We start from the raw sequence: 21,907 nt of genomic DNA on the forward strand, positions 1-21,907 counted from the left end.
ATTACATGCTCGCTTTGCTCGTATGCATATTGGGACTGTAACTCACTTCATTTCGAACAGTCTAAGAAGGATTACATGCTCGCTTTGCTCGTATGCATATTGGGACTGTAACTCACTTCATTTCGAACAGTCCCAACAATACGAGCGCTTGAGAGCCGATTTATTTGGGTTATGAGCCAGATGATCTTTTTTATTTGACTACCATTACATTACATGGAGCGTGGTTAACAACGTATGCAGTCGTCGAGCCAATCAGTGTTCTTTCAATGGCCCCTCTTCCTGTTGCTCCGATAACGATTAAATCGATGTCGTTTTCTTTTGCAAATTCGATAATGCTACGTTTCGGATCGCCGTGTACCGTTTCGTTTTTGAACGCTACGTCTGAATCAATTGTCGCAGTCATACTTTCCAGTCTTTTTTCAGCTAAGGCACGATACACGTCATCCATTTCTGGACGTACATTGAGCGATAAGTAGAGCTCGTCATTATTCGGCATGATTTCTTGAATAACTGTAAAGAAGACCAAACTAGCATTTTCTAATTTTGCGATGCGGATGGCTTCTTGAAAAGCATCATTGGACTGATCTGAGCCATCGATAGCTACTAAAATTTGTTTATTTGTCATTTCATTTCACTCGCTCTCTTTATTTTATATTCTTGCTACAATCAATACGACTATGCATGGATTCTTGCTTGCCTTTTCTGGATAAATCTCAGTAAAATTACGAGCAAGGCAATACAAACAATGGATAAAATAGCAATTTTAGTATTTCCTTTTAGTAACGCATCCCCTCCAAATGCATATAGGAATGAAGTAGGTAAAACACCTAATGTAATCGCTAGCAAAAGTGATTTTAGTGGTATTTTTAATTTGACTGCTGTGTAGTTCACGATAACGGATGGGAGTATTGGAATCATGTAACCCGCTGTGATGCCGAAGAACAGTTTTTTCATGCGTGAAATATTGGCTATGAATTGATTTGACCTGTTTGCTTTTTATGAATTGATTTGACCTGTTTGCTTTTTTGGATATTCCAAATTTACGTAACATAATAATCACGATGAAATTTCCTAATATATTTCCGGTGGCATTCATAAGCACACCTAACCATGGGCCAAAGCTCACGCCGATAAGAATACCGATAACTGAGTTAGGAACACCAGGAATGGCGCACATGATAGCTGTCAAAGCTACTAGTAGCAAGGCATCTTTTAACTTATGCCTACGAATACTCTCCATCAGCTGCGTTCTATCTGCATCCGGATCAAGAAATAGCTTGAAATCAGCAGAATAATCCTTGTAAATAATGTAGCCTAATATGATAATCGCGATGAGGCCTAGTACAATAAACATTACTTTGAGACGGATATTCATGTTCTCCCTCCCCTTTTCCCCTCTACAACTCCAATTATAGCTTGACATTTTGTGCTTAGCAAATTCGAAAACGTGACTGCTTGATTACTATACTTTCTCTTTTTTGCGGAAGCCATTTGGCGTGTACCCAGTATATTTTTTGAATTGGCGGTAAAAGTAAGCCATGTCGGTGTATCCTGATTCTTCAGCAATGGCTGTCACGGGTTGCTTCGTTGTGAGCAACACTTCTTTTGCATGGTTGACGCGATATTGGTTTAAGTAATCTGTGAAATGGCTACCGACCTCTTTTTGAAAAAGTTGACCGAGATAAACGGCATTAATGTGGAACTTTGCACCTAGCGTTTTGAGAGACATGCCTTCTGTGAAATGCTCAGTGATATGAGACATGATTTTCTGGATAATCGGGCTTTTGCTATTGTCATCAGGCTGATTGCGATCAAAAAATGGGTGAATGAGTTCCAGCATCGTTGTTTTGAGTTCACACGGGGTTGCCGCACCATCTAGTTGCCGAATCGCCTTTAGTAGCTGTTCGGGATCGGATTCGGACATCATTAATGCGACTTCGCTAAGTACTCGTATGACTTGGTGTGGATCACTTTCGTAAAGATGCGCCTCCCATTCACCAAAGAATTGATTGAGCCAAGCGAGTGTCTTTTCTTTTTCTTGCAAAACAAGGGCGCGCGCTAATTGATGTTGACTGAAATTCGGGCGCCAGCGATGTGGCAAAACCTTGTCGGCTGATATAAGTGTTCCTGGTGAGGAAACGAGTCGTTCTTGGAGTAGCTGTTCAAGCCCACGGAATGCTTTGGGAAAATAGGCCGTTCCGGTTCCGACCTCGCTCATCAAGAAAAAGCATTGCTCCACGCCAATCAAAGCTCCAATTTCTTCATACACCGTTGTGATTTGAGCAGCAATTCCTGCATCATCCTCCGCCATTAACCCAATAAGTAACTCTTCTTCGGGATTCAGCAACATGAATGGATACTCTGCGCGTAAATGGCTTTGGAGTTTCTGCCAGCCTTCCTCTGTTCGATTTACTTGGCCGTATAACGGTTGTATCCAAACGAGCGCTGTTCGCATGTCCTTAGCGAGCGGCATTTTGTATAGCGCCATCCGTTCTTTCCAGTCCTCCATTCCAATACGGTTGTTCAACCAGCGCCAAAGTGCATTATCCCGCAAAATATAGTACGCTTCGTCATCTCCTGCTGCTTGAAAATCGGCTTCCACCTTTTCTTTAATTTGCGTGATTGTTTCAAGTAATTCCGTTTCGTTTAGCGGTTTGAGCAGATAGTTTTCAATCCCGATGGCAAGCCCTCTTTTTACGTATTCAAATTCCTGGAAGCCTGACAAAACGATGAATTTTGTCTCAGGCTGTTCTTTTTTCCACTCCTCAATCAGCTGCAGACCGTCCATTTTTGGCATTTTGATATCCGTAATGACAAGATTACACGGCTCATTCGAAAAATGGGCTAGTGCCTCCACCCCGTTTTTGGCAGTTCCTATAATCTCAATCTCTTCATCAAACTCTTGAATTACCGCCTGTAAGCCCTGCACAATAAGCGGTTCATCATCTACTAAAAGCATTCTCAACATAGTTTCTCCTCCCCTCCGATGTATACGGAACGCATAGCATCACTTCTGTACCTTGGCCTTTGATACTCGTAATTGTAAGTCCATATTGTTCTCCGAAATACAGCTGGATACGACGATGAATATTGACGAGCCCAATTCGGCCTTGCTCACCTTTCTCACTCGCTAAATCTTTTTTTTATTTGGCGCATTTTATCTGCGCTAATACCGCGCCCATCATCACGCATCTTGACTTCGAGTATATCATCAAGTCGTTTCACGCTAAATGTAAGACTTGTTCTTTTTTCTTCATGTCGCGCATATTTGAAAAAATTTTCAACGAGTGGCTGTAGTGTGAATTTTAAAAAGGGATGCTCCAATAGTGGTTCTTCGACTTCTAGGAAGAATGGGACCTCTTGTTGGTATCGGAGCTCCATGAATTGGAGGTATTGGCGGACGTAGTTAACCTCATCGGCAAGCGTGACCATCTCAATGTTATCAGCGGTGTAGCGGAGCAGCGTGGATAAATGGTAAATCATATTACTAGTTACTTTCGCCCCTTCTAGCCTCGCATGCATCCGAATCGCTTCCAAGGAATTGTATAGGAAATGAGGTTCGACTTGGCCTTGTAGCGCTTTTAACTGTGCTTTCTGTTCCTCGATTTCGAGCGTGTAAACTTGCTTAATATAGTCATTCAGGCTATCACCCATTTTGTTGAAGCTTTGGCTGATTAGTGTGAGTTCGTCTTCGCGTTCATCGACTGGTAGCTTGGCGTGGAGCTCACCTTTTTCCATCTGATCCATGCCGTCGATGATGACTTGAATGCGGTTAGAATAACGTCTGCTGATGAAAAAGTTGATTGCAATGGAGATTAGGACAAGAATAACACCGATGCCGAATAAGGTCCACTGGAGGACAGGGATTCCGCCGATTTGGTTTTCTGGGACAATGACTTGACCGAAAACGCCGGATGCTTGCTCTTCGGTGGTTTGGATATAACCACTGTCATAACGGTAACCGTTTTCAATATTCGCAGACGTGATGTCAGGTAGTGAGTGATTGCTATACAGCACTGTTTTAACGCGATTTAAAACAGCAAATGTGGACGCTGATTTTGCTTTTGGAATAAGCTCTCCTAGAAATTCTGGGTCAGCATACATTAGTACTGTACCGAGTGGTTGTAGTGTACTAGGGTCATTGATAATCTGTTTGAAAACAACACTTGAGCCGACGCGGAATACGTTCTCTTTTTTGGAGGCGCTTTGGAGTAATTTTTGTTCGCCGTATTTTTCGTAAATTGGTTGCCATTTGCCATAATTAGTCGGAAATGTGTACGTGAATTCTTTGTCCGCAGACACGAGCTGCACCGCGATTACATCGTCATCATATGTAAAGTAAGACCTTAGAAAACTCTGCAAATCCACGCTGTAAAATCCCTGTTTTTCGTAATAATTATCAATATTTTGCCTGATATAATCCGCATAATCATGTGTCATCGCGACTTGGACATCATTCATGAGTTCACTGTTTTTGTAGATTTCCTGCGTCATAGCTACGAGCGCAGCCTCTTTTCGACCTACAGCAACAAGTTGTGATTCCGAAACTGTTTTTGTTTCTTGGAGCACCGCATCGACTTTTATGTTTGTATAGTATTTTGATATGAAAAATAATAATAATCCAACGGTGAACAGCGATGTTAAGGAAAAAATCAATAACATTCGCTGAAAAATTCGCCGTTTTAGTTTGTGCGCACTCATTTTAGAAAACACCCCCAGTCCCTATTATGCCATATCTTGCGCGGGTTGGGCTGTCATTTTTGCTTGCATTCTCTGAAACCGAATGAGGTTTACTTTCATCACCCAATATGCTGGCAAAACTCCGGAAATAAAAAGAAGTAGCGCTGGGACTTGGGCAATCAAATACGCTGCGACCCCAAAGCCTGCAATGAGGAGCAGTGATGTTTTCCAACTTGTGAAAGCGAGTAAAAAGGACTGAATGATGTAACCTCTTAGCGGATAAATAAAATGTGCGTATACAGAAAAATAGTTGACGAGTGCAAGTATTGTCATACCAAACAAGAAGAATAAAAAGAAGTAGAGCAAACTTGACGCTAAACCATTCATTGTTGCAAACACGATGCGAAGATCAATATATAAGAATCCTAGAATAGCAACGAAACACAAGCCTGCTATGTTGGTTTCTAGGAACGCTTTTTTATAAGCATTCCAAGCTGTCGGCCAAATCGCGATATCAATTTCTTTTTGTGACCACTTTCGCGTTACTGTGAAAAGAGCTGCCGTTGCTGGCATGAATCCGAAGACACCTAGACCGATAATAATTAAAAACATCCAAATCAGATTTGCCCAAACGAAGCGAATTAACCATTGACTGGCAACAAAGAATTTATCCATTTTTTCTACTTTTTCCATATATACCATCTCCTAGCACGAAAAAGGTTGGGACATAACCCAGATAAATCGGCGACAAGCGCTCGCATTCAAGGGATTTAGCAGACTTCCGGTTCTGCTACACAAGAGCAGTTTCGCTTAACTTCTTGCATGGTCGAGGAAACTACCCTCTCCCTGCATTCAGTCATCATGTACAGTCGTACACTCCGCTTTGTTGGGACTGTTCGAAATAAAATGAGCTACAGTCCCAATATACATGAGAGCAAAGCGAGCATGTAATCCTTCCAAATCCCTTGAATACAAACGCTTTCGCTCAATTTGTGTGAAGCAAAATTTTTGTCCTGCCCAAAAAGTGGATAGGGCGATCTTTATCTCATCTGGAGTTTGTCCAAACTCTTCGCTACTCTATTTTATATTTTTGGCTAGTGGAGAGCCTTTCACACACATACCACAAAGGCTTAGCACAAACTCACTAAACATCGCGTTTGACCAAGCAAACCATTCACGCGTATATTCGTTATGATTGCTCGCATTGACGCCTTCATGCATGAAACCAGTGCCGCCATCTGTTGTCGTAAGCATTTCGAGAATCGCTAATTTTTCTGATAAACTTGTCGCGGTCATCCCTTGCACACTAAGCGCGATTGGCCATACGTAATGATCTGGCGTATGCGGACTACCAATCCCTGTCAACTGACTGCCCTCTACATAAAAAGGATTTTCCCGACTCAAAATGAAATCCCGTGTTGCAAGATATTTTGGATCGGTGAAATCGCCAAAGCCTAGGTAAGGCGCAGCTAGCAAACTCGGAACGTTTGCGTCATCCATAAAATTTTTGCGTCCAGTTCCATCTACTTCGTAGGCGTATATTTCACCGTAATAGGGATGCTCTTGCACCGCAAAATTTTGAATTCCCTGCTCAATTTCTGATTTTAACAATGCAATTTCTGTAGTTAAGCTCGCATCACGCCAATATGCAACGTTTATTTCTTCAAGATATCCAAGCGCGACCACTGCAAACATATTGCTTGGTACAAGATAACCGTAAAGACAAGCGTCATCACTAGGCCGGAAGCCGCTCCACGTCATACCAGTATAAGCAACCTCTGTCCCCTTGCCATCACGATTCAACGTATCTGATTGGCGCACATCCTCACGTTCAAACGAATACGGCGACTTCGTTTCGTGATATTGCTCCGTTTTCCAAACATCCAGAATCGCTGCTACACCCTGCCGAAAATCCGTGTCAAAATGTGCCAAGCTTCCCGTGCTCTGCCATAACAAATACCCTAATTGAATCGGATAGCAAAGTGAATCAACCTCGTATTTCCGCTCCCAAACATGTGGTGACATTTCCGTCTTATCCGCTTGAAAACCCTTCCCGTTCGCTTCTTGATTAAAGGCATTAGCGTACGGATCCAACTGCACAAAACGCATCTGCTGCTTCACAAGACCCGCAATCACTGTCGCTATCTCCGGATCTTCTTCTGCGACCATCAAGTATGGCCGAATTTGGCTCGTTGAATCCCGCAACCACATCGCTGGAATGTCCCCAGTAATAACAAATGGCAAGCCTTCCTTCGTCTCAATAAGCGTTGTTGTATACGTATTTAAAAAACATTGCTGAAACATCTCCTGCAATTTCAGGTGCTCTGGAAACACTTCTGCAACCCGATCAATCATTTTCTGAAAGCTTTTCGGCACATTTTTCGTCGTCATTTTTCATCCTCTTTTCTCCACGTGATAATTTCACTCGGCGCAATCTGCCAATTCGTTGCTAACTCCTCATCTGGACTAGCTTCTTCTAAAATTGTCGTTTTTCGCATGTCACTGAGTAAAACCAACTCCTGCATCCTCTCACTTACACTATAAAAACGTAAAATTTCTGCATCCCGACTCGCCGCCCTTTTCCAGCTAGAGAAAATTAAACCTGGGGCATCTTTCCACATCGCGAATTCCATGTGGCTCGAAAGCTCTCCATCATGTTGCCCATCCGCTTGAACAGCAAACGGTTCCATCTGATACTCATACGCCCGCTTCGCTGCCTCCATCCGAAGCGTCTCTTCCACATACGGCATGACATAAAATTCTGCCACTTGTTCACCAAATGACTGCGCTTCTGGAGCTGGGAAGTTCCCCCAATCACCCATTTCCGAATTCGCACGAAGCAACGTCAAGCGAATCTCTGAGCCATCCACGCTCACCTCATACTCTGGCAAACCACGATTTACAACCATCAAGCCCGCCAATGCCACAAAAGCTTGCTGTCGCTGATCATTGCTCGGGTTTTGCCACTCCTCACTCACCCGATTAGGCCGTTCCACAATTTCAAAAACACTATCCGCAAAATGCGTCGCGCACGCCGTTCCAGTCGGAAAAATCGCCCGCAAACGATGATCCGCTACTTGGTTGTCCATCCGCACATCTACCTTTAACGCCTTCGAACCATAATCAAGCGTCAATCTCGTTCGCACGACAAATTCCCTAGATTGCTTCGACCTTGGCGACACTCGCTCAGGATGCCAAACAACACGCGCCTTCTCATCTACAAAAGCTTCCGTATCGGCACTCTCCGGCAACATCATCCGGTGCCTAATCTCTACGATTTTACGAACCTTCGAACTCTCTAAAACCGTAAGCTCAGCGACCAAGTTCTCCGTTGATATCCGCTTCTTGTCGCCAGTCTCCTTAAACATATACTCATTCCCAATATCACCTTGATCCACATACGTTCCAAGCCCAGAAAAAAATTTGTCCTGACTCCTTACAACTCACAGAATATGAACCATTTTCCGCAATAGCTACCTCCAAAAACTGATTTTCCAATCGATTCGCGTCATTCTCAACACTCACAACCTCAATTTCACCAGCCACAGGTACCGCAAAATAAGTTGCAAAACCCAACCTCGGCAAGTCCTCCGCTACAAAGCTCACCTGATATCGTCGCGCAAAATAAGGCTTCCGAAATGCACGATCCGGCAACTCATAATCAAACTGCATCCCAAGCTCCGTAACGTCCACATCCACCAAATTACCATTTTCATCCCGAATCTCCAACCGCACACTCGGTAAACCGTTCAAATAAGCCGGAATCTCCTCAAACGGCATCTCCGCAAAATACGTCCGCTCCAACTCCACATCCATCGTCACGACCCTCGTAGCCGCGTAACCCGATGTATGAAACACCACGATCGGTATCGACTCCGCACCGCCATCAAATTTTGCTATCGTATCCATTTGTCGCACAATCCCCGTCACCTTATCATCCAAAATCGCGCGCGCCGCCTGTTCCGCTTTCATGAAGCGAGTCTCCATCTCTCGGTGCACCGCATCAACACTACAACCTGTAATGCTATCATGAATCTGGTTTTCCATCAGCAACTTCCACGCAAATTTCAAATACTCCTCCGGGTACACAGTCTTCCCAACCTGTGTTGCCATCACCGCAATTGGCTCCACAAGCTTCTCCAATAACTGCTGCACCCGCTGATTCGCTTGCTTCAAATACATCCGCGACGAAGCTGTATTCACAAGCGTCGACCAGCCATCAGTCCGCTGATTCGTAAGCTCGCCCTCAATCACTTGTAAATCATCACTCGGCAATAACTTCCGCAATTCCGAAACATATTCGGTAAAATTGCTATGCTTAAAATCAATGTCTGGATAAAGCTCCCGCGCCACATCCAGCGCCTCGGGTAAATCCACCTGCACCGGCTGATGGTCACATCCATTCAAGAACAGCAATGCTCCCGTCGACGCATAGGCGTTAACATCCGAGAGTTTTCTATCCCAAAACGCCTTTGCTGCCGCGCGCTCCACTGGAATCTCATTCCCGTTCGAATACCAATTGGCTAGCAAAACACCCAAAACCCTTGTCCCGTCAGGTGCCTCCCAATACATTTCCGAAAATGGCGACGTATAGCCACCCTCAAAAACCTGATTATTGAACCCTGTTGGCTTCACACCGCGCCCAAAAATCACCGAATCCATTCCAGCCTGCTTCACAAGTTGCGGTGCCTGTCCATATATCCCAAATGTGTCCGGAAAATAACCGATTCTCTCCACCGCTCCAAATGCCTGCGCATCCTGCATACCATAAAGTAAATTTCGCACATTCGCTTCACTGCTCGTTAAAAATGCGTCTTGCAACATATACCAAGGCCCCACCCGCAATTTCCCATCTCGGACCAAGCGCTCCATCCGCTCCCTCTCTCCAGGTTTTACCGACAAATAATCCTCCAGCATAATCGTCTGCCCATCTAAATGAAAATAATCAAATCCGTCTTTATTCTCCAACAAATTCGCCGTCTCATCTAGCAACGTTACCAACCGATAACGCAACGTCTCAAGTGGCAAAAACCACTCCCGATCCCAATGCGAATGTGAAATTATGTACGCTGTTTTCTTCATCATTTCCGCCCCTCTCACCAATCCCAAAACAGTTTTTCAGCCATTTTTGTATTCGTTTTCATTTTTAGTATATCTGCCCTAATTTCGAAAATCAATGACACGCGTGCAACTTCTATGATAAGTCTATTTTTATGTGTTTTGTCTACCTTTACAATCCGCCTTGCTTCCCATTAAAACATCATTATGCTACTATTACTGCATACTTAAAATAAAGGAGTTTTACCATGCATATTAAAATCGCAAAATCAAAAGAAGATAGCCAACATATTTCCGAACTTGCGCACTATATCTGGCACGAGCACTATCCGTCCATCATTACCAAGGAACAAATCGATTACATGCTTAAAAAATTCCAATCCGCTGACACAATATATAGCGAAATAGAGAACGGCACAACCTACTTAATGGCCTATAAATCAACCACGTTCGTTGGCTACGCCGCATTCTATCAGAAAGGCGCTGAACTATTCCTAAGCAAGCTGTACATCAACCCTGCCTATCACAAACAAGGAATCGGCAAACAACTCTTCGCAGAAATCATCCAATTCGCACAAAATAATAATTTGCCCAGCATCCGACTTTTCGTAAATAAGTACAACACAAACTCCATCGAAGCCTACAAAAAAATGGGTTTTTCTGTCGAAAAGGCGCTTATAACCGATGTCGGTGGTGGCTTCATCATGGACGACTATACGATGACATACACCGTTTAAAACAAAACAGAGCAATACATGGATTTTGCTATAATTTACAGAATAAAAAAAAGTAGTTGCAACAACCAAATTGGTTACTACAACTACTTTTTATCGTCTAGGCTCCATACGGAACTTGCGCATCATCATATCTAACTTCGAGATTTACGAATTTATTGTATTCTTTTACAAATGCCAATTGCACGGTTCCAACTGGTCCATTACGCTGTTTCGCAATGATAATCTCAATCGTTCCGTCATTCTCACTTTCATGATCATAGTAATCATCACGATACAAGAACGCAACAATATCCGCATCTTGCTCAATCGAACCAGATTCACGAATATCTGACATCATTGGGCGCTTATCTTGTCGTGACTCCACACTACGGGATAACTGCGATAATGCGATAACTGGGATTTTCAACTCCCGTGCCAACGCTTTAAGAGAACGTGAAATTTCGGAAACTTCTTGTTGCCTATTTTCACCACCGTTACGACCACTTCCAGAAATTAGTTGTAAGTAATCTATCACAATCATCCCAAGTCCAGCTTCTTGTTGCAAACGTCGGCATTTTGAACGTATTTCATTGACGCGCACACCTGGTGAATCATCAATATAAATACCTGAATTAGACAAAGTTCCCATCGCGATAGTCAGCTTCTGCCAATCATCAGCGGTTAGTGATCCTGTCCTCAAATTCTGAGCATTGATATTGCCCTCTGCGCAGAGCATCCGCATCACAAGCTGCTCCGCCCCCATTTCGAGACTAAAAATCGCGACATTTTCATCGGTTTTAGTCGCAACATTTTGGGCAATATTTAGTGCAAAGGCAGTCTTACCCACAGAAGGACGAGCCGCAACGATAATCAAATCATTACGCTGAAAGCCCGCAGTCATATGGTCTAACGCGCTAAATCCGCTTGGAATACCAGTAATATCACCTTTTCGATTATGGAGAATCTCAATATCATCATATGTTTTGACAAGGACATCTTTAATATTTTTAAAAGCTCCGACATTTTTGCGTGAGGAAACTTCTAAAATATTCTTTTCAGCTTCATCCATCAGCGTTTCAACTTCATCCTCGCGCGCATAACTATCCGTCGCGATTTGTGTCGCAGTGCGAATCAACCTCCGAAGCAAGGCCTTATCTTCCACAATATGGGCGTAATATTCCAAGTTGGCTGCGGTCGGAACTGCGCCTGAAAGCTCGGTCAAATATGGCAATCCGCCAACATCTTCAATTTTACCCGTTGATGCCAATGCTTCATAAATAGTCACAACGTCGACTGCTTTTCCTTGGTCGCTAAGTTCCAACATGGATTGAAAAATTAGTTGGTGCGCCTGACGATAAAAATCATCCGGCATTAAAATTTCTGAGGCTGTAATCAAGGCTTCAGGTTGTAGAAAAACAGCACCTAAAACAGCCTGCTCAGCCTCAACATTTTGAGGTGGTGTTCTGTCTTGAAGGTTATCCACCATTAAAATCTCCTCTCTCAATCATAACAATGCATAGGCATAGCTAGTAAAACCACTTGATTATTCTTCGGTAACATGAACATCCAATGTAGCAATGACTTCATGGTGAAGTTTTACTGGGACTTTTGTGTGTCCAAGAGCCCGGATTGCTTCTGGAAGATCGATTTTACGCTTGTCGACTTTGATTTTGTGATCTTTTTCTAAGGCTTGTGCGATTTGTTTTGATGTGATGGAGCCAAAAAGACGACCGCCCTCACCTGATTTTGTTTTTAATTCAATCGTTAGTTTCTCTACTTTTTCTTTCAATGCTTTAGCGTCTGCTAATTCTTGTGCTGCTTCTTTCTCAGTTTTCTTTTTTTGGCCTTCAAGAGCGCTAATACTGCTGCTCGTTGCCGGTGTTGCTAGACCTTTTTTGATAAGAAAATTTTGCGCATAGCCTTCTGCAACCTCTTTAATTTCACCTTTTTTAGCTGTACCTTTTACATCTTTTAAAAATATAACTTTCATCTTAGTTTTCTCCCTTCCAATAAGCATCGATGGCTTCTACAAGTTGTTTCTTTGCTCCTAAAACTGTACTATTTTTTATCTGAGTTGCTGCATTGGACAAGTGTCCACCGCCACCCAGTTTTTCCATAATTACTTGAACGTTTATTTCGCCGAGTGAACGCGCGCTAATTCCAATCATTTTATCGGGTCGTAGCGTGATAACAAACGAGGCTTGAACACTCTCCATCGAAAGCATTGTATCAGCTGCTTGCGCTGCAATGACCGTATCAAAAGTTTCATCTTCGCGTCCTGTCGCAATCGCCATTCCGTCATGGTAAACTTCAAGCGACTCGACTAAACGACTACGTTGCTTAAACGTTTCAATATCTTCTTTCAAAAATTGCTGTACCAGAACCGTGTCTGCACCAAGTGAGCGCAAATAACTTGCCGCATCAAAAGTACGGGAACCCGTGCGTAGCGTAAAGTTTTTTGTATCAACCACAATCCCTGAAAGGAGCGCCGTTGCTTCAATTTTTCCAACTTTTTCAGTGGCTGGTTGGTACTCAAAAAGCTCTGTGACTAATTCTGCGGTTGAAGAAGCGTATGGCTCAATGTACACAAGCACTGGGTTTTCCACAAATTCTTCCGAACGACGATGGTGATCCACAACCACCACATGCGCCGCGGTTTCCAACAATTCACGATTGATAACCATCGAGGGCTTATGTGTATCGACGACGACAAGCAAACTCTTATCGGTTATTGTATCAAGTGCGGTTTGCGGTGTGATAATGTTGCGAATCACGTCTGGATATTTCTCGATTTCACGCATTAAGCGCTGTACATCTGGACTCATTTTTCCTGGTTCGACGACGACATACCCTTGCCGCTCATTCATTTCTGCAATCTTCATCACACCGAGGCTTGAACCCACAACGTCCATATCTGGATAACGATGCCCCATTACAAAAACTTGATCACTCTGTGTGATAAGTTCTTGTAATGCTTGCGAGATGACCCGTGCCCGAACTCGTGTCCTTTTTTCCATCGGGTTCGTCTTTCCACCATAAAAACGAACTTGGCCTTCAGGTTGCTTAATAACGACCTGATCACCACCACGACCGAGCGCCAAATCAAGCCCCGACTGCGCGAGATCTGCCAAATCAATCAAATCATCCTCTTTGTAACCAATTCCAACACTCAATGTTAGCGGAATATTCTGCTTCGACGTCCGCTCACGAATCCGATCAAGAATCTGGAATTTCTCTTCCTCCAGCCTCTCCAACTGCGCCTCCGTCAAAAAAGCAATAAAACGATCCGAAGAAATTCGTTTCAAGTACAGCCGATGCTCCTTCGCCCAGTTCGTTAACATTGACGTCACCAAATTATTCAGCGCACTACGCCGGCGATCGTCCATACCTTGTGTCCACTCATCATAATTATCGAGAAAAATAATCCCAAAAACAGATTTATCCGCCTGATATCGCGTGTTCAGATCATAATATTCCGTCCGGTCATACAAATAAATAATGCGTTCCTTCCGCTTCACAATCGTGTCAAAACGGTGATTACGCCATGCAATCGACTGGATTCCTTGATCATCTTCCCCACGAATCACCGCTAAAAATTCCGGTCCAACATCCGCGAGCGACGAACCTAAAATATCATCATCCTGCCCGAAATATTTCGCCATAAACGGATTGAACCATTCTACATTATAATTCTCATCATATAGTAAAATCCCCATCGGCATCTCAACAAGCGCCTCACCCTCACTGCGCTTAATTCGATACGATAAGTTCGAAATATACTCCTGAACCTCTTTATTCAGCCGATTCTCCATAAAAAACAGTGTTATAATGAGCGATGTAACAGCGACAAATAAAAGTACTGCCAACCACCACTTATAATAAAAAGTGACAACCGTCAGGACAAGTACGACTGCTATTAGCCCATACAATGGATACTTCAGCATTCTCTTCTGAAAAAAGCCTGACATCAGCAATAAGCCCCCTTGCTTTCTTAGATTAGCATCGAAATTAGGTATCATTTGTTATGTAATCGGTCTTATAAATTATAAAATTCCAAGCATTCACTTAGAATTCCATCCTCGCTATCATACGAAGATAAGAATACTTTAATCATACCATAAATCGGGTTTTGAATGTTACTATGAAGTGAAAATGTAACAATGTTTGTTTGGTTGCGAAATAATAGAGTTTCTACTGGATACACTGGCTATGTAGAAAAAAGCACGCCAAATCACCTTAGCGCACTTTTATCTACATAAATCCTACTTCTTATCCTTCAAATGATGCCCCTCAATATCCATCGATGGCAGCACTTTATCCAACCATTTCGGCATGTACCATGAACCTTTTCCAAATAGTTTTGTTAGGGCTGGGATGATTGTTAAACGCACGATAAATGCATCGAATAATACACCGAAGCCTAGCGCAATCCCGATTGATTTGATCATTGGGTCCGGCGCGAAAACGAAACTGATGAAAACAGAGAACATGATTAGAGCTGCTGCAATGATAACTGGTCCGCTTTCTTTCAAACCGGTTTTGATGGAATGAGTGTTGTCTTTTGTTAGCGTATATTCTTCGTGTACGCGGGACATGAGGAATACCTCGTAGTCCATTGCGAGCCCAAAAAGAATACCAATCGTGATGACTGGAAGAAAGGCAAGAACTGGTCCGGTGGTGCTGATGCCGAACAGTTCATTAAACACGCCGTCTTGCATAACCATTGTCGTGAAGCCAAGTGTCGCTGTTAGTGAAAGTACGAAGCCAAGTACAGCTGTAAGCGGAATTAGTAAAGAGCGGAACACGACAGTTAGCAGGATAAATGCCAATACAACGATGACACTTGCGAAAACTGGAATCGCATCGTTAAGTTTTTGTGACATATCGATATTAATCGCACTCTGACCAGTTACTTCCATGTTAATGCCATATTTGCTATCAGCTGTTTTGGCGTAGCTTCTAAGGTCATGAACGAGTTGCGTTGTTTTATTGTTCGTCGGTCCCGTTTTTGGAATAACGGAAATAAGCGCGTAATTGCCATTCTTATTCGGTATTGGTGGCGTCACGATTGCAACGTTTTTCATGCCGGCGATATGTTCGGTCACTTCAGTCAAATGCGTTGCACTACCTTTATCTGTCGTATCCGCTAAAATAACTAATGGTCCATTAACACCTTCGCCAAATTTGTCGGATAGAATATCGTATGCCTTCTTCTCCGTGGAATCTTTCGGTTTCGAGCCGTTATCTGGAATACCGAGTTCCATCGAACCAAATGGAATGCTCAGTCCCCCAAGTACGATAACTGCGAGTAAAAAGGCAATAAGCGGTTTTCCAACGACAAATTTTGTCCAAACGTTGTCAGCTTTTTTGGCCGCTTTTTCTTTTTGCGGTCTGATTTTATTATGGAAAATTCCGATGAATGCTGGGATTAGAATTAGCGCAGAAAGCACAGCAAAAAGGACGCTGAGTGCAGATGCAAGCCCCATAACCGTCAGGAATTCGATGCCAACAAGCGACAAACCACATACGGCGATGATAACTGTTATACCGGCAAAAATAACCGCGCTACCTGCTGTTCCTGTTGCGAGTCCGACTGCTTTTAGATGATTTTTCTCTGTTCGAATGATTTGGCGGTATTTAAATAGGATAAATAACGCGTAATCGATTGCAACAGCAAGGCCAATCATGACGGCCAGTGTGAGCGTAACATTTGGCATTTCGAAATAGCTTGAAATAATCGCAATAATGCCAATACTCGTGCCTAAGCTTAGAATCGCAGTGATTATTGGTAACCCTGCTGCGATGACGGAGCCAAATGCGATAATCAAAATAACTAGCGCTACAACAATACCGACTGCTTCTGATGAACCACCGATATCCATTGGTGTAATCATAACATTCCCTGTTAATTCCGTTTGAAGATTTTTATCATCCATGCCTTTTAGTGCATCTTTGACTTTATCGATGGATTTTTCTGTTACAGCCATCGCATTGACGTTGTAGCTAATATCCGCAAAAGCAGTTGTCATATCTGGGCTAATTGTTTTAGCTTCATACGGGTTCGCGATACTTCCAATTTTATGATCATTTTTCTTAATTTCTGCTAAAACTTTTGTGATTGCAGCTTGAGATTCAGGTGTCACAATACCTTTTTCTTGATCGCTTTTAAAAACGATACGGATGCTGCCTTTTTGACTATCCTGCTTGAATTCTTTTTCAATTTTATTCGATGTATCCAGTGATTTTAAACCACTCATTTTTATATCGTCGGTAAAATTAATACCATTAATACCTAGAACAGTTACAATTATTCCTAATACAGCAAGCCAAGAAATAATCGTTTTCCATTTGTGTTTAGCAAAGGTCTGCCCTAGTTTATAAAGTAAATTGGCCAATTGGTTGTTTCCTCCTTAGAATCACGCTATGATATATTTATAGACATACAGTGTATATTACACGATTCTGAAATGAAATGTAAGAATCAGATTGTATATTTTGTATAGTTAAGCAACACTTTAGGAGATGTGTAGATGAACGATTCAGATTTACGTGTACAAAAAAACAAAAAAAGCCCTCTATAAAACACTACTACATATGCTTGAAACACAGGAACTAGCCAGTGTGACGGTGAACAGTATTTGTAAAGAAGCCCTGATTCACCGAACGACCTTTTACAAGCATTTTTATGATAAATATGACTTACTGACATATGTGCTGCACGAGCAGTTCCAAGAGTATTTTGCATTAGACATCAAAAATCGAATCAACCATCCTTTTCAATCTGGTTTCGATACCGTCTACATGGACATGCAACTCGTTTTAGAAAAGCAAAAAAATGATGATACTTTTTTTTAAAACAATGGCCTCCTTCTTTTTGACGGAGTTTCAGAAAGATATTGAAGAAAACATGGATAAGCTAACCGTATCAGATGACATTCCTGCAGAGTTACTGACATATATCTACGCTGCCAATCTAGGGGCAATCATGTACTGGTCACAACAAATGCCTACCCCTGCAGATTGGGCACAAATGGATAAACTATTTAAAGCAGTTTTACCGGTAAAAATTAATTTATAAAGAAAACTACACGCGTTTTTCATCCTATACTCTGATGAAAAACACGTGTAGTCTTTTTTATTATGAGGCTTATATCAAGGTAGTTCATTACCTGCTGCCAAATAAATCTCGTACCATTCTTGGCGTGTCAATGTAATATTGGATGCTTCACTAATCGCTTGTAAACGTTCCGGATTCATTGTTCCAACAACGGTCTGAATCTTAGCTGGATGACGTAAAATCCAAGCTGTTGCAATCGCTGTATTCCCCACACCTTTTTCAGCAGAAAGACGATCGATAACTTGATTCAACGCTGGGAATTTCGGGTTGTCGAGGAAAACACCTTCGAAAAAGCCGAATTGGAAAGGAGACCAAGCTTGAATCGTGATATCTTTCAGACGACAATAGTCTAAAATGCTACCATCGCGATCTACAGAGCGGTCTATTGCCATATTCACATTCAGCCCCGCATCAATCATCCCCGTATTAGTAATACTGAGTTGTAGCTGATTAGCGACTAATTTTTGCTCCACATATTTTACTTAACAATTCGATTTGCATCGGATTCTGGTTACTAACACCAAACTCACGCACTTTGCCACTCTTCTTAAGTGTTGTGAACGCTTCGGCTACCTCTTCCGGCTCTACTAATGTATCTGGACGATGTAGCAACAAAATATCAATATAATCTGTCTGTAAGCGTTTTAAAATACCATCTACAGAAGTCAAAATATGCTCTTTGGAAAAGTCAAACATCCCTGGACGAATACCACATTTCGACTGTAAAATCATTTTTTCACGTATCGCTGGATTCATTCCAACCGCATCCGCAAAAACTTCTTCAGACTTACCGCCACCATAAATATCCGCGTGATCGAAGAAATTAATCCCCGCATCCATCGCTATGTTAATCATTTTTGTTGCATCATCCTTTGATAAATCAGCCATGCGCATACAACCTAGCGCGATTTCAGGCACTATCAAGCCACTGTTACCAAGATTAATTTTGTTCAAGGAGAACACCTCTTTATCTTATTTGATAAATACTTACTTTCTTATTTTCACACGCTCATCAAGTGAAGTCAATTAAGAACCTCCACTACTCGCCGCAGCCACACTCGCTGCTGCTGCAGCACTTGCTGCGGCCGCTCTTTCAATAGCAATCAACACATGTACAGACACCATCAAGCTTTCAACTTGCTCTCTCGTCATATTGCGCGCCTGTTCCTCTGTATATAAACTAAGCGCCATAGCTGTATAAAACTCACGATTCCACCGTAAACCACTATCATGACGCATCGCTTCCAGCAAATCAAAAAATGCCACATCAAGCTCCGTACTCTCCTGCACATAAGCTAAAATCCCCAGTGTTACATAGTGAAGCGGTCGAATTTTCACATCCGCACGCTCAAGTTCCTTCATTAACTGGACTACTTTTTTCACATGATTCACGTCACACTCTAAGAAAATAAGGGTAGATGTTGCCGCTAAAAATTGTAAACTATCATTTTTTCGAAAACCAGCACGATTAAATTCGGTAAAGTAATACTCATTAATCATGGCTAACTGTTCCACCGAAAGCGACGTATCCAGCTGCGCCATTAACACCGCTGATGTCACATCCTCCGCCCCCGTCAAAAAGGGATGCTGTTTGCGCAAAGCCATGTAAATATCATGCGCGCGCGTTGCTACATGCTTCGGTTTATCCGCTTTCAAAAGTAAATAAGCCCCAAAATACGTGAAATTAGTTCGCTTGAACCCGGCCTCCACAAGGAGCTCATAATGATCAATCACCCGCGCTACTGTCTTCTCATCACTCTGTCCATTCACTAGCAACAATCCTGCCAGCGATGCCCGCGTATTTCCATCTAGCGCATTGAAAAAGCCTAATTGTTTCTTAAATAAGGTCGTTGTCGCTTTAAACGCTTGGCCATCAATGACTTCGTTCTCACTTGTAAAAAGTTGCGCTACTAAAAATCTAATGCGCTTATCAACACCCATTACACCCGAATTATTGACCTCTTGAAAGTTTACCAATAACTGTTGCACTATTTTTCCACTATCAAAAGCAAACTCAGTCATCCACATGCACTCCTTCGGTATTATCCAATTTATTATACTTATTGTACCAAAGGATAAAAAAGACTACAATGCGTGACAAAAAATGAGGAAACTAATAGATGACCTAAAAACTGGCATTACATTTTATAATGATAGCTATTTATAAAATGCATTTCTCTTTGCTGATAGAAGTTTGTTATGCTGAATCTATGCGAATTTATGTGAAACACCTACTGTGAATCATTGCCAGGAACTACAAAGTATCATGAAATTAAAGTGTACAACAATCAGCATAGTAACCAGCCAGCCTTAGATGACCTATTTCTAAGGCTGCCAAGACGTGCTCAAAATGGACAACTAGTTTTTCTATATATCTTTGGAAATTCCTCAATTATATGTAGGTGTCCATTAACCTCGCCAATAAAAATAATAGAAATGAGGATAACTATGAAACTAACAAAACAGACTATAGGTCGTAGCTTATCGGTTGTAAGCGTAATCATTAGTTCGTTAATTCAACCACTAGCTATCTACAGCCCACACGTACAAGCAACGACTACCACGACGTCACAAAATGAGTCGACATCCTATGCTACAGTCCCAGAAGGGAGTACATACAAAAGTATTTTCCCAGACTACGTACTAGGCGCCTCCGTAGCTGCTCAAATTCAAGGTACCTCGGTTTTCCAAGTAGACCTAACGGCTCCTGTCACACAATCACAACTGGATAGTATAACAGAATTAATCGCAGACTATAATGGGCCAGTTGCCCAAGACCTCGAGGGATTACAATATCTCCATCACCTAAAGAAATTTTATAATGTAGCGGGAACCAATGAGTCCAGTAATGTTAGTGACCTCACCCCTCTCCAACATTTAACCGAGTTAGAGGGATTATATTTTGAAAATAATGATGAGATACAAGACCTCACACCCCTAACCAACTTGACCCAGCTTAAAGAGATAAGCATGGTAGGATCAAAGGTACAAGATGTAGGTCCATTAGCGGGCTTAACTAATTTAGAGAAAATAAATCTATCAATGAATAAAGTACAAGATCTGACCCCACTGCAAAACCTGACGAAATTACATTACTTAGACGTAAATGGAACATTTACAGATGTCCGACCAATCCAAGATTTACCGCTGTTTAACAATTCAGAGGGCTATTGGTGGCTAACCAGTTCACCAGTTCTACCAGATGCGTATGTTGGTCAGTCGGTCACCATTGAGGCATATGGTCTAAACAGCTTATTACCCTTAAATGAAGGTACTGCTACATTAGACCAACGATACGGTAGTGATATATCTTGCTACAACGCCACCACTCATCAACTGACTTGGTTAACCTCGGGGACAAAGGGCGAGGGAGTCATCGATTTTAGGGAGGAAGGAGCAGATGACAATCGTCAGTTAATCAAAATAGTATTTAAGCAGCAAGTCCTTGAAGCTCCCGAGGGTTCCCCAGTCACTGTCACGTACAAAGATTCTGATGGAAAAGAATTGGAGAAGCCTACGACGTTAACAGGCAAACAATTTGAACGGTACCATGCCGAAGCGAAGGACATCGCAGGCTATACATTGACTGAAACGCCTGATAATACCACGGGCACCTTCACCGACCAACCACAAACCGTTGCTTTTGTCTATCAGAAACAAGCAAAAGAAAGTCAACCGGTGACGGTGACATACGAAGATGTTGATGGCCAGACTCTAGAAGAACCCATCACTCTAACAGGGGAGATGGAACAAGCGTATCAGGCTGAGGCGAAAGACATTGCCGGCTATACACTGACTGAAACGCCAGACAATGCCACAGGCACCTTCACCGACCAACCGCAAACCGTTGCTTTTGTCTATCAGAAACAAGCAAAAGAAAGTCAGCCGGTGACGGTGACATACGAAGATGTCGATGGTCAGGTGTTAGAAGAACCCATCCTTTTAACAGGTGATATGGATCAAGCTTATCAGGCTGAGGCGAAAGACATTGCCGGCTACACCCTGACTGAAACGCCAGATAATGCCACAGGCACCTTCACCGACCAACCGCAAACCGTTGCCTTTGTCTATCAAAAAAACAACGCGAGTGACACTGATGCGCCTCATCATGATAACGATAGCGATGAAAAACCACTAAGCACAACACCTGCCGAAAGCCAGCCGTTAGAAGAACAACAGCCATCACCCAAAGATACATCCTCACAACATGGCGATCGATTAGCACCACTTGGTGATAGTTCCCCTTGGGTGTGGTATGCCACAGGAGGTCTCTGTCTGTTGCTAGGAGGACGATTATTCCGGAAACGTTAAAAAAATAATAGACGATGGAGGAACA

The 21,907-nt window shown here is 42.6% G+C and carries 15 protein-coding genes and 2 pseudogenes; 4 read left to right on the top strand and 13 right to left on the bottom strand.

Annotated features, from left to right (window positions below; genetic code table 11):
- Positions 1 to 190: 190 nt before the first annotated feature.
- From PROCOU_RS06375 to PROCOU_RS06405, 7 genes and pseudogenes are all read right to left on the bottom strand, one after another.
- Positions 191 to 625 (bottom strand): universal stress protein, encoded by a 435-nt coding sequence (locus PROCOU_RS06375; RefSeq protein WP_036070621.1) that lies wholly within the window; start codon positions 623 to 625, stop codon positions 191 to 193.
- Between the two features lie 50 nt (positions 626 to 675).
- Complete coding sequence (locus PROCOU_RS19260; protein WP_133620703.1) at positions 676 to 954, bottom strand: VTT domain-containing protein; 279 nt, start codon at positions 952 to 954, stop codon at positions 676 to 678.
- 508 nt (positions 955 to 1,462) lie between these two features.
- On the bottom strand, positions 1,463 to 2,968 hold the full coding sequence (locus tag PROCOU_RS06385; RefSeq protein ID WP_036070623.1) for a response regulator transcription factor: 1,506 nt from the start codon (positions 2,966 to 2,968) through the stop codon (positions 1,463 to 1,465).
- A 155-nt stretch (positions 2,969 to 3,123) separates the two neighbouring features.
- Positions 3,124 to 4,701, bottom strand: a complete 1,578-nt coding sequence (locus PROCOU_RS06390) for a sensor histidine kinase (RefSeq protein ID WP_051994242.1) — start codon at positions 4,699 to 4,701, stop codon at positions 3,124 to 3,126.
- Positions 4,702 to 4,725: 24 nt separating this feature from the next.
- The gene (locus tag PROCOU_RS06395; RefSeq protein ID WP_036070624.1) at positions 4,726 to 5,373 is read right to left on the bottom strand and encodes a YesL family protein; all 648 of its coding nucleotides are present in this window, start codon (positions 5,371 to 5,373) and stop codon (positions 4,726 to 4,728) included.
- A gap of 384 nt (positions 5,374 to 5,757) precedes the next feature.
- Positions 5,758 to 7,071 carry a glycoside hydrolase family 125 protein gene (locus PROCOU_RS06400; RefSeq protein WP_036070626.1) on the bottom strand — a complete coding sequence of 438 codons (1,314 nt, stop codon included), beginning with the start codon at positions 7,069 to 7,071 and terminating at the stop codon, positions 5,758 to 5,760.
- Positions 7,068 to 9,765, bottom strand: a pseudogene (locus PROCOU_RS06405) (alpha-mannosidase). The gene PROCOU_RS06400 and the pseudogene PROCOU_RS06405 overlap by 4 nt, the downstream one beginning before the upstream one ends.
- Before the next feature lie 221 nt (positions 9,766 to 9,986).
- Here PROCOU_RS06405 and PROCOU_RS06410 point away from each other — a divergent pair.
- Entirely contained in the window at positions 9,987 to 10,475 is a 489-nt protein-coding gene (locus PROCOU_RS06410) for a GNAT family N-acetyltransferase (RefSeq protein ID WP_036070629.1), read from the top strand.
- A 97-nt stretch (positions 10,476 to 10,572) separates the two neighbouring features.
- Here the strand turns inward: PROCOU_RS06410 and dnaB are convergent, their stop codons facing one another.
- From dnaB to PROCOU_RS06430, 4 genes are all read right to left on the bottom strand, one after another.
- Complete coding sequence (gene dnaB / locus PROCOU_RS06415) at positions 10,573 to 11,940, bottom strand: replicative DNA helicase (RefSeq protein WP_036070632.1); 1,368 nt, start codon at positions 11,938 to 11,940, stop codon at positions 10,573 to 10,575.
- Between the two features lie 57 nt (positions 11,941 to 11,997).
- Entirely contained in the window at positions 11,998 to 12,444 is a 447-nt protein-coding gene (gene rplI / locus PROCOU_RS06420) for a 50S ribosomal protein L9 (protein ID WP_036070634.1), read from the bottom strand.
- Between the two features lies 1 nt (position 12,445).
- The gene (locus PROCOU_RS06425; RefSeq protein WP_036070637.1) at positions 12,446 to 14,422 is read right to left on the bottom strand and encodes a DHH family phosphoesterase; all 1,977 of its coding nucleotides are present in this window, start codon (positions 14,420 to 14,422) and stop codon (positions 12,446 to 12,448) included.
- Positions 14,423 to 14,716: 294 nt separating this feature from the next.
- Positions 14,717 to 16,849 carry an MMPL family transporter gene (locus tag PROCOU_RS06430; protein WP_051994243.1) on the bottom strand — a complete coding sequence of 711 codons (2,133 nt, stop codon included), beginning with the start codon at positions 16,847 to 16,849 and terminating at the stop codon, positions 14,717 to 14,719.
- Positions 16,850 to 17,003: 154 nt separating this feature from the next.
- Between PROCOU_RS06430 and PROCOU_RS18350 the strand changes: the two genes are divergently transcribed.
- Both PROCOU_RS18350 and PROCOU_RS18355 read left to right on the top strand, forming a co-directional pair.
- Positions 17,004 to 17,309, top strand: a complete 306-nt coding sequence (locus PROCOU_RS18350) for a TetR/AcrR family transcriptional regulator (RefSeq protein WP_244266249.1) — start codon at positions 17,004 to 17,006, stop codon at positions 17,307 to 17,309.
- Entirely contained in the window at positions 17,290 to 17,532 is a 243-nt protein-coding gene (locus PROCOU_RS18355) for a hypothetical protein (protein ID WP_244266250.1), read from the top strand. Before PROCOU_RS18350 ends, PROCOU_RS18355 begins: the two co-directional genes overlap by 20 nt.
- A gap of 74 nt (positions 17,533 to 17,606) precedes the next feature.
- Here the strand turns inward: PROCOU_RS18355 and PROCOU_RS06440 are convergent.
- A pseudogene (locus PROCOU_RS06440) lies at positions 17,607 to 18,465 on the bottom strand (aldo/keto reductase).
- Between the two features lie 132 nt (positions 18,466 to 18,597).
- On the bottom strand, positions 18,598 to 19,593 hold the full coding sequence (locus tag PROCOU_RS06445; RefSeq protein WP_036070639.1) for a DUF4003 family protein: 996 nt from the start codon (positions 19,591 to 19,593) through the stop codon (positions 18,598 to 18,600).
- A gap of 426 nt (positions 19,594 to 20,019) precedes the next feature.
- On the opposite strand from PROCOU_RS06445, the gene PROCOU_RS06450 reads away from it, so the two are divergent.
- On the top strand, positions 20,020 to 21,882 hold the full coding sequence (locus tag PROCOU_RS06450; protein WP_036070642.1) for a MucBP domain-containing protein: 1,863 nt from the start codon (positions 20,020 to 20,022) through the stop codon (positions 21,880 to 21,882).
- The last annotated feature ends 25 nt before the right edge of the window (positions 21,883 to 21,907 follow it).

This window comes from Listeria rocourtiae FSL F6-920 (assembly GCF_000525975.1).
Lineage (GTDB): Bacteria > Bacillota > Bacilli > Lactobacillales > Listeriaceae > Listeria_A > Listeria_A rocourtiae.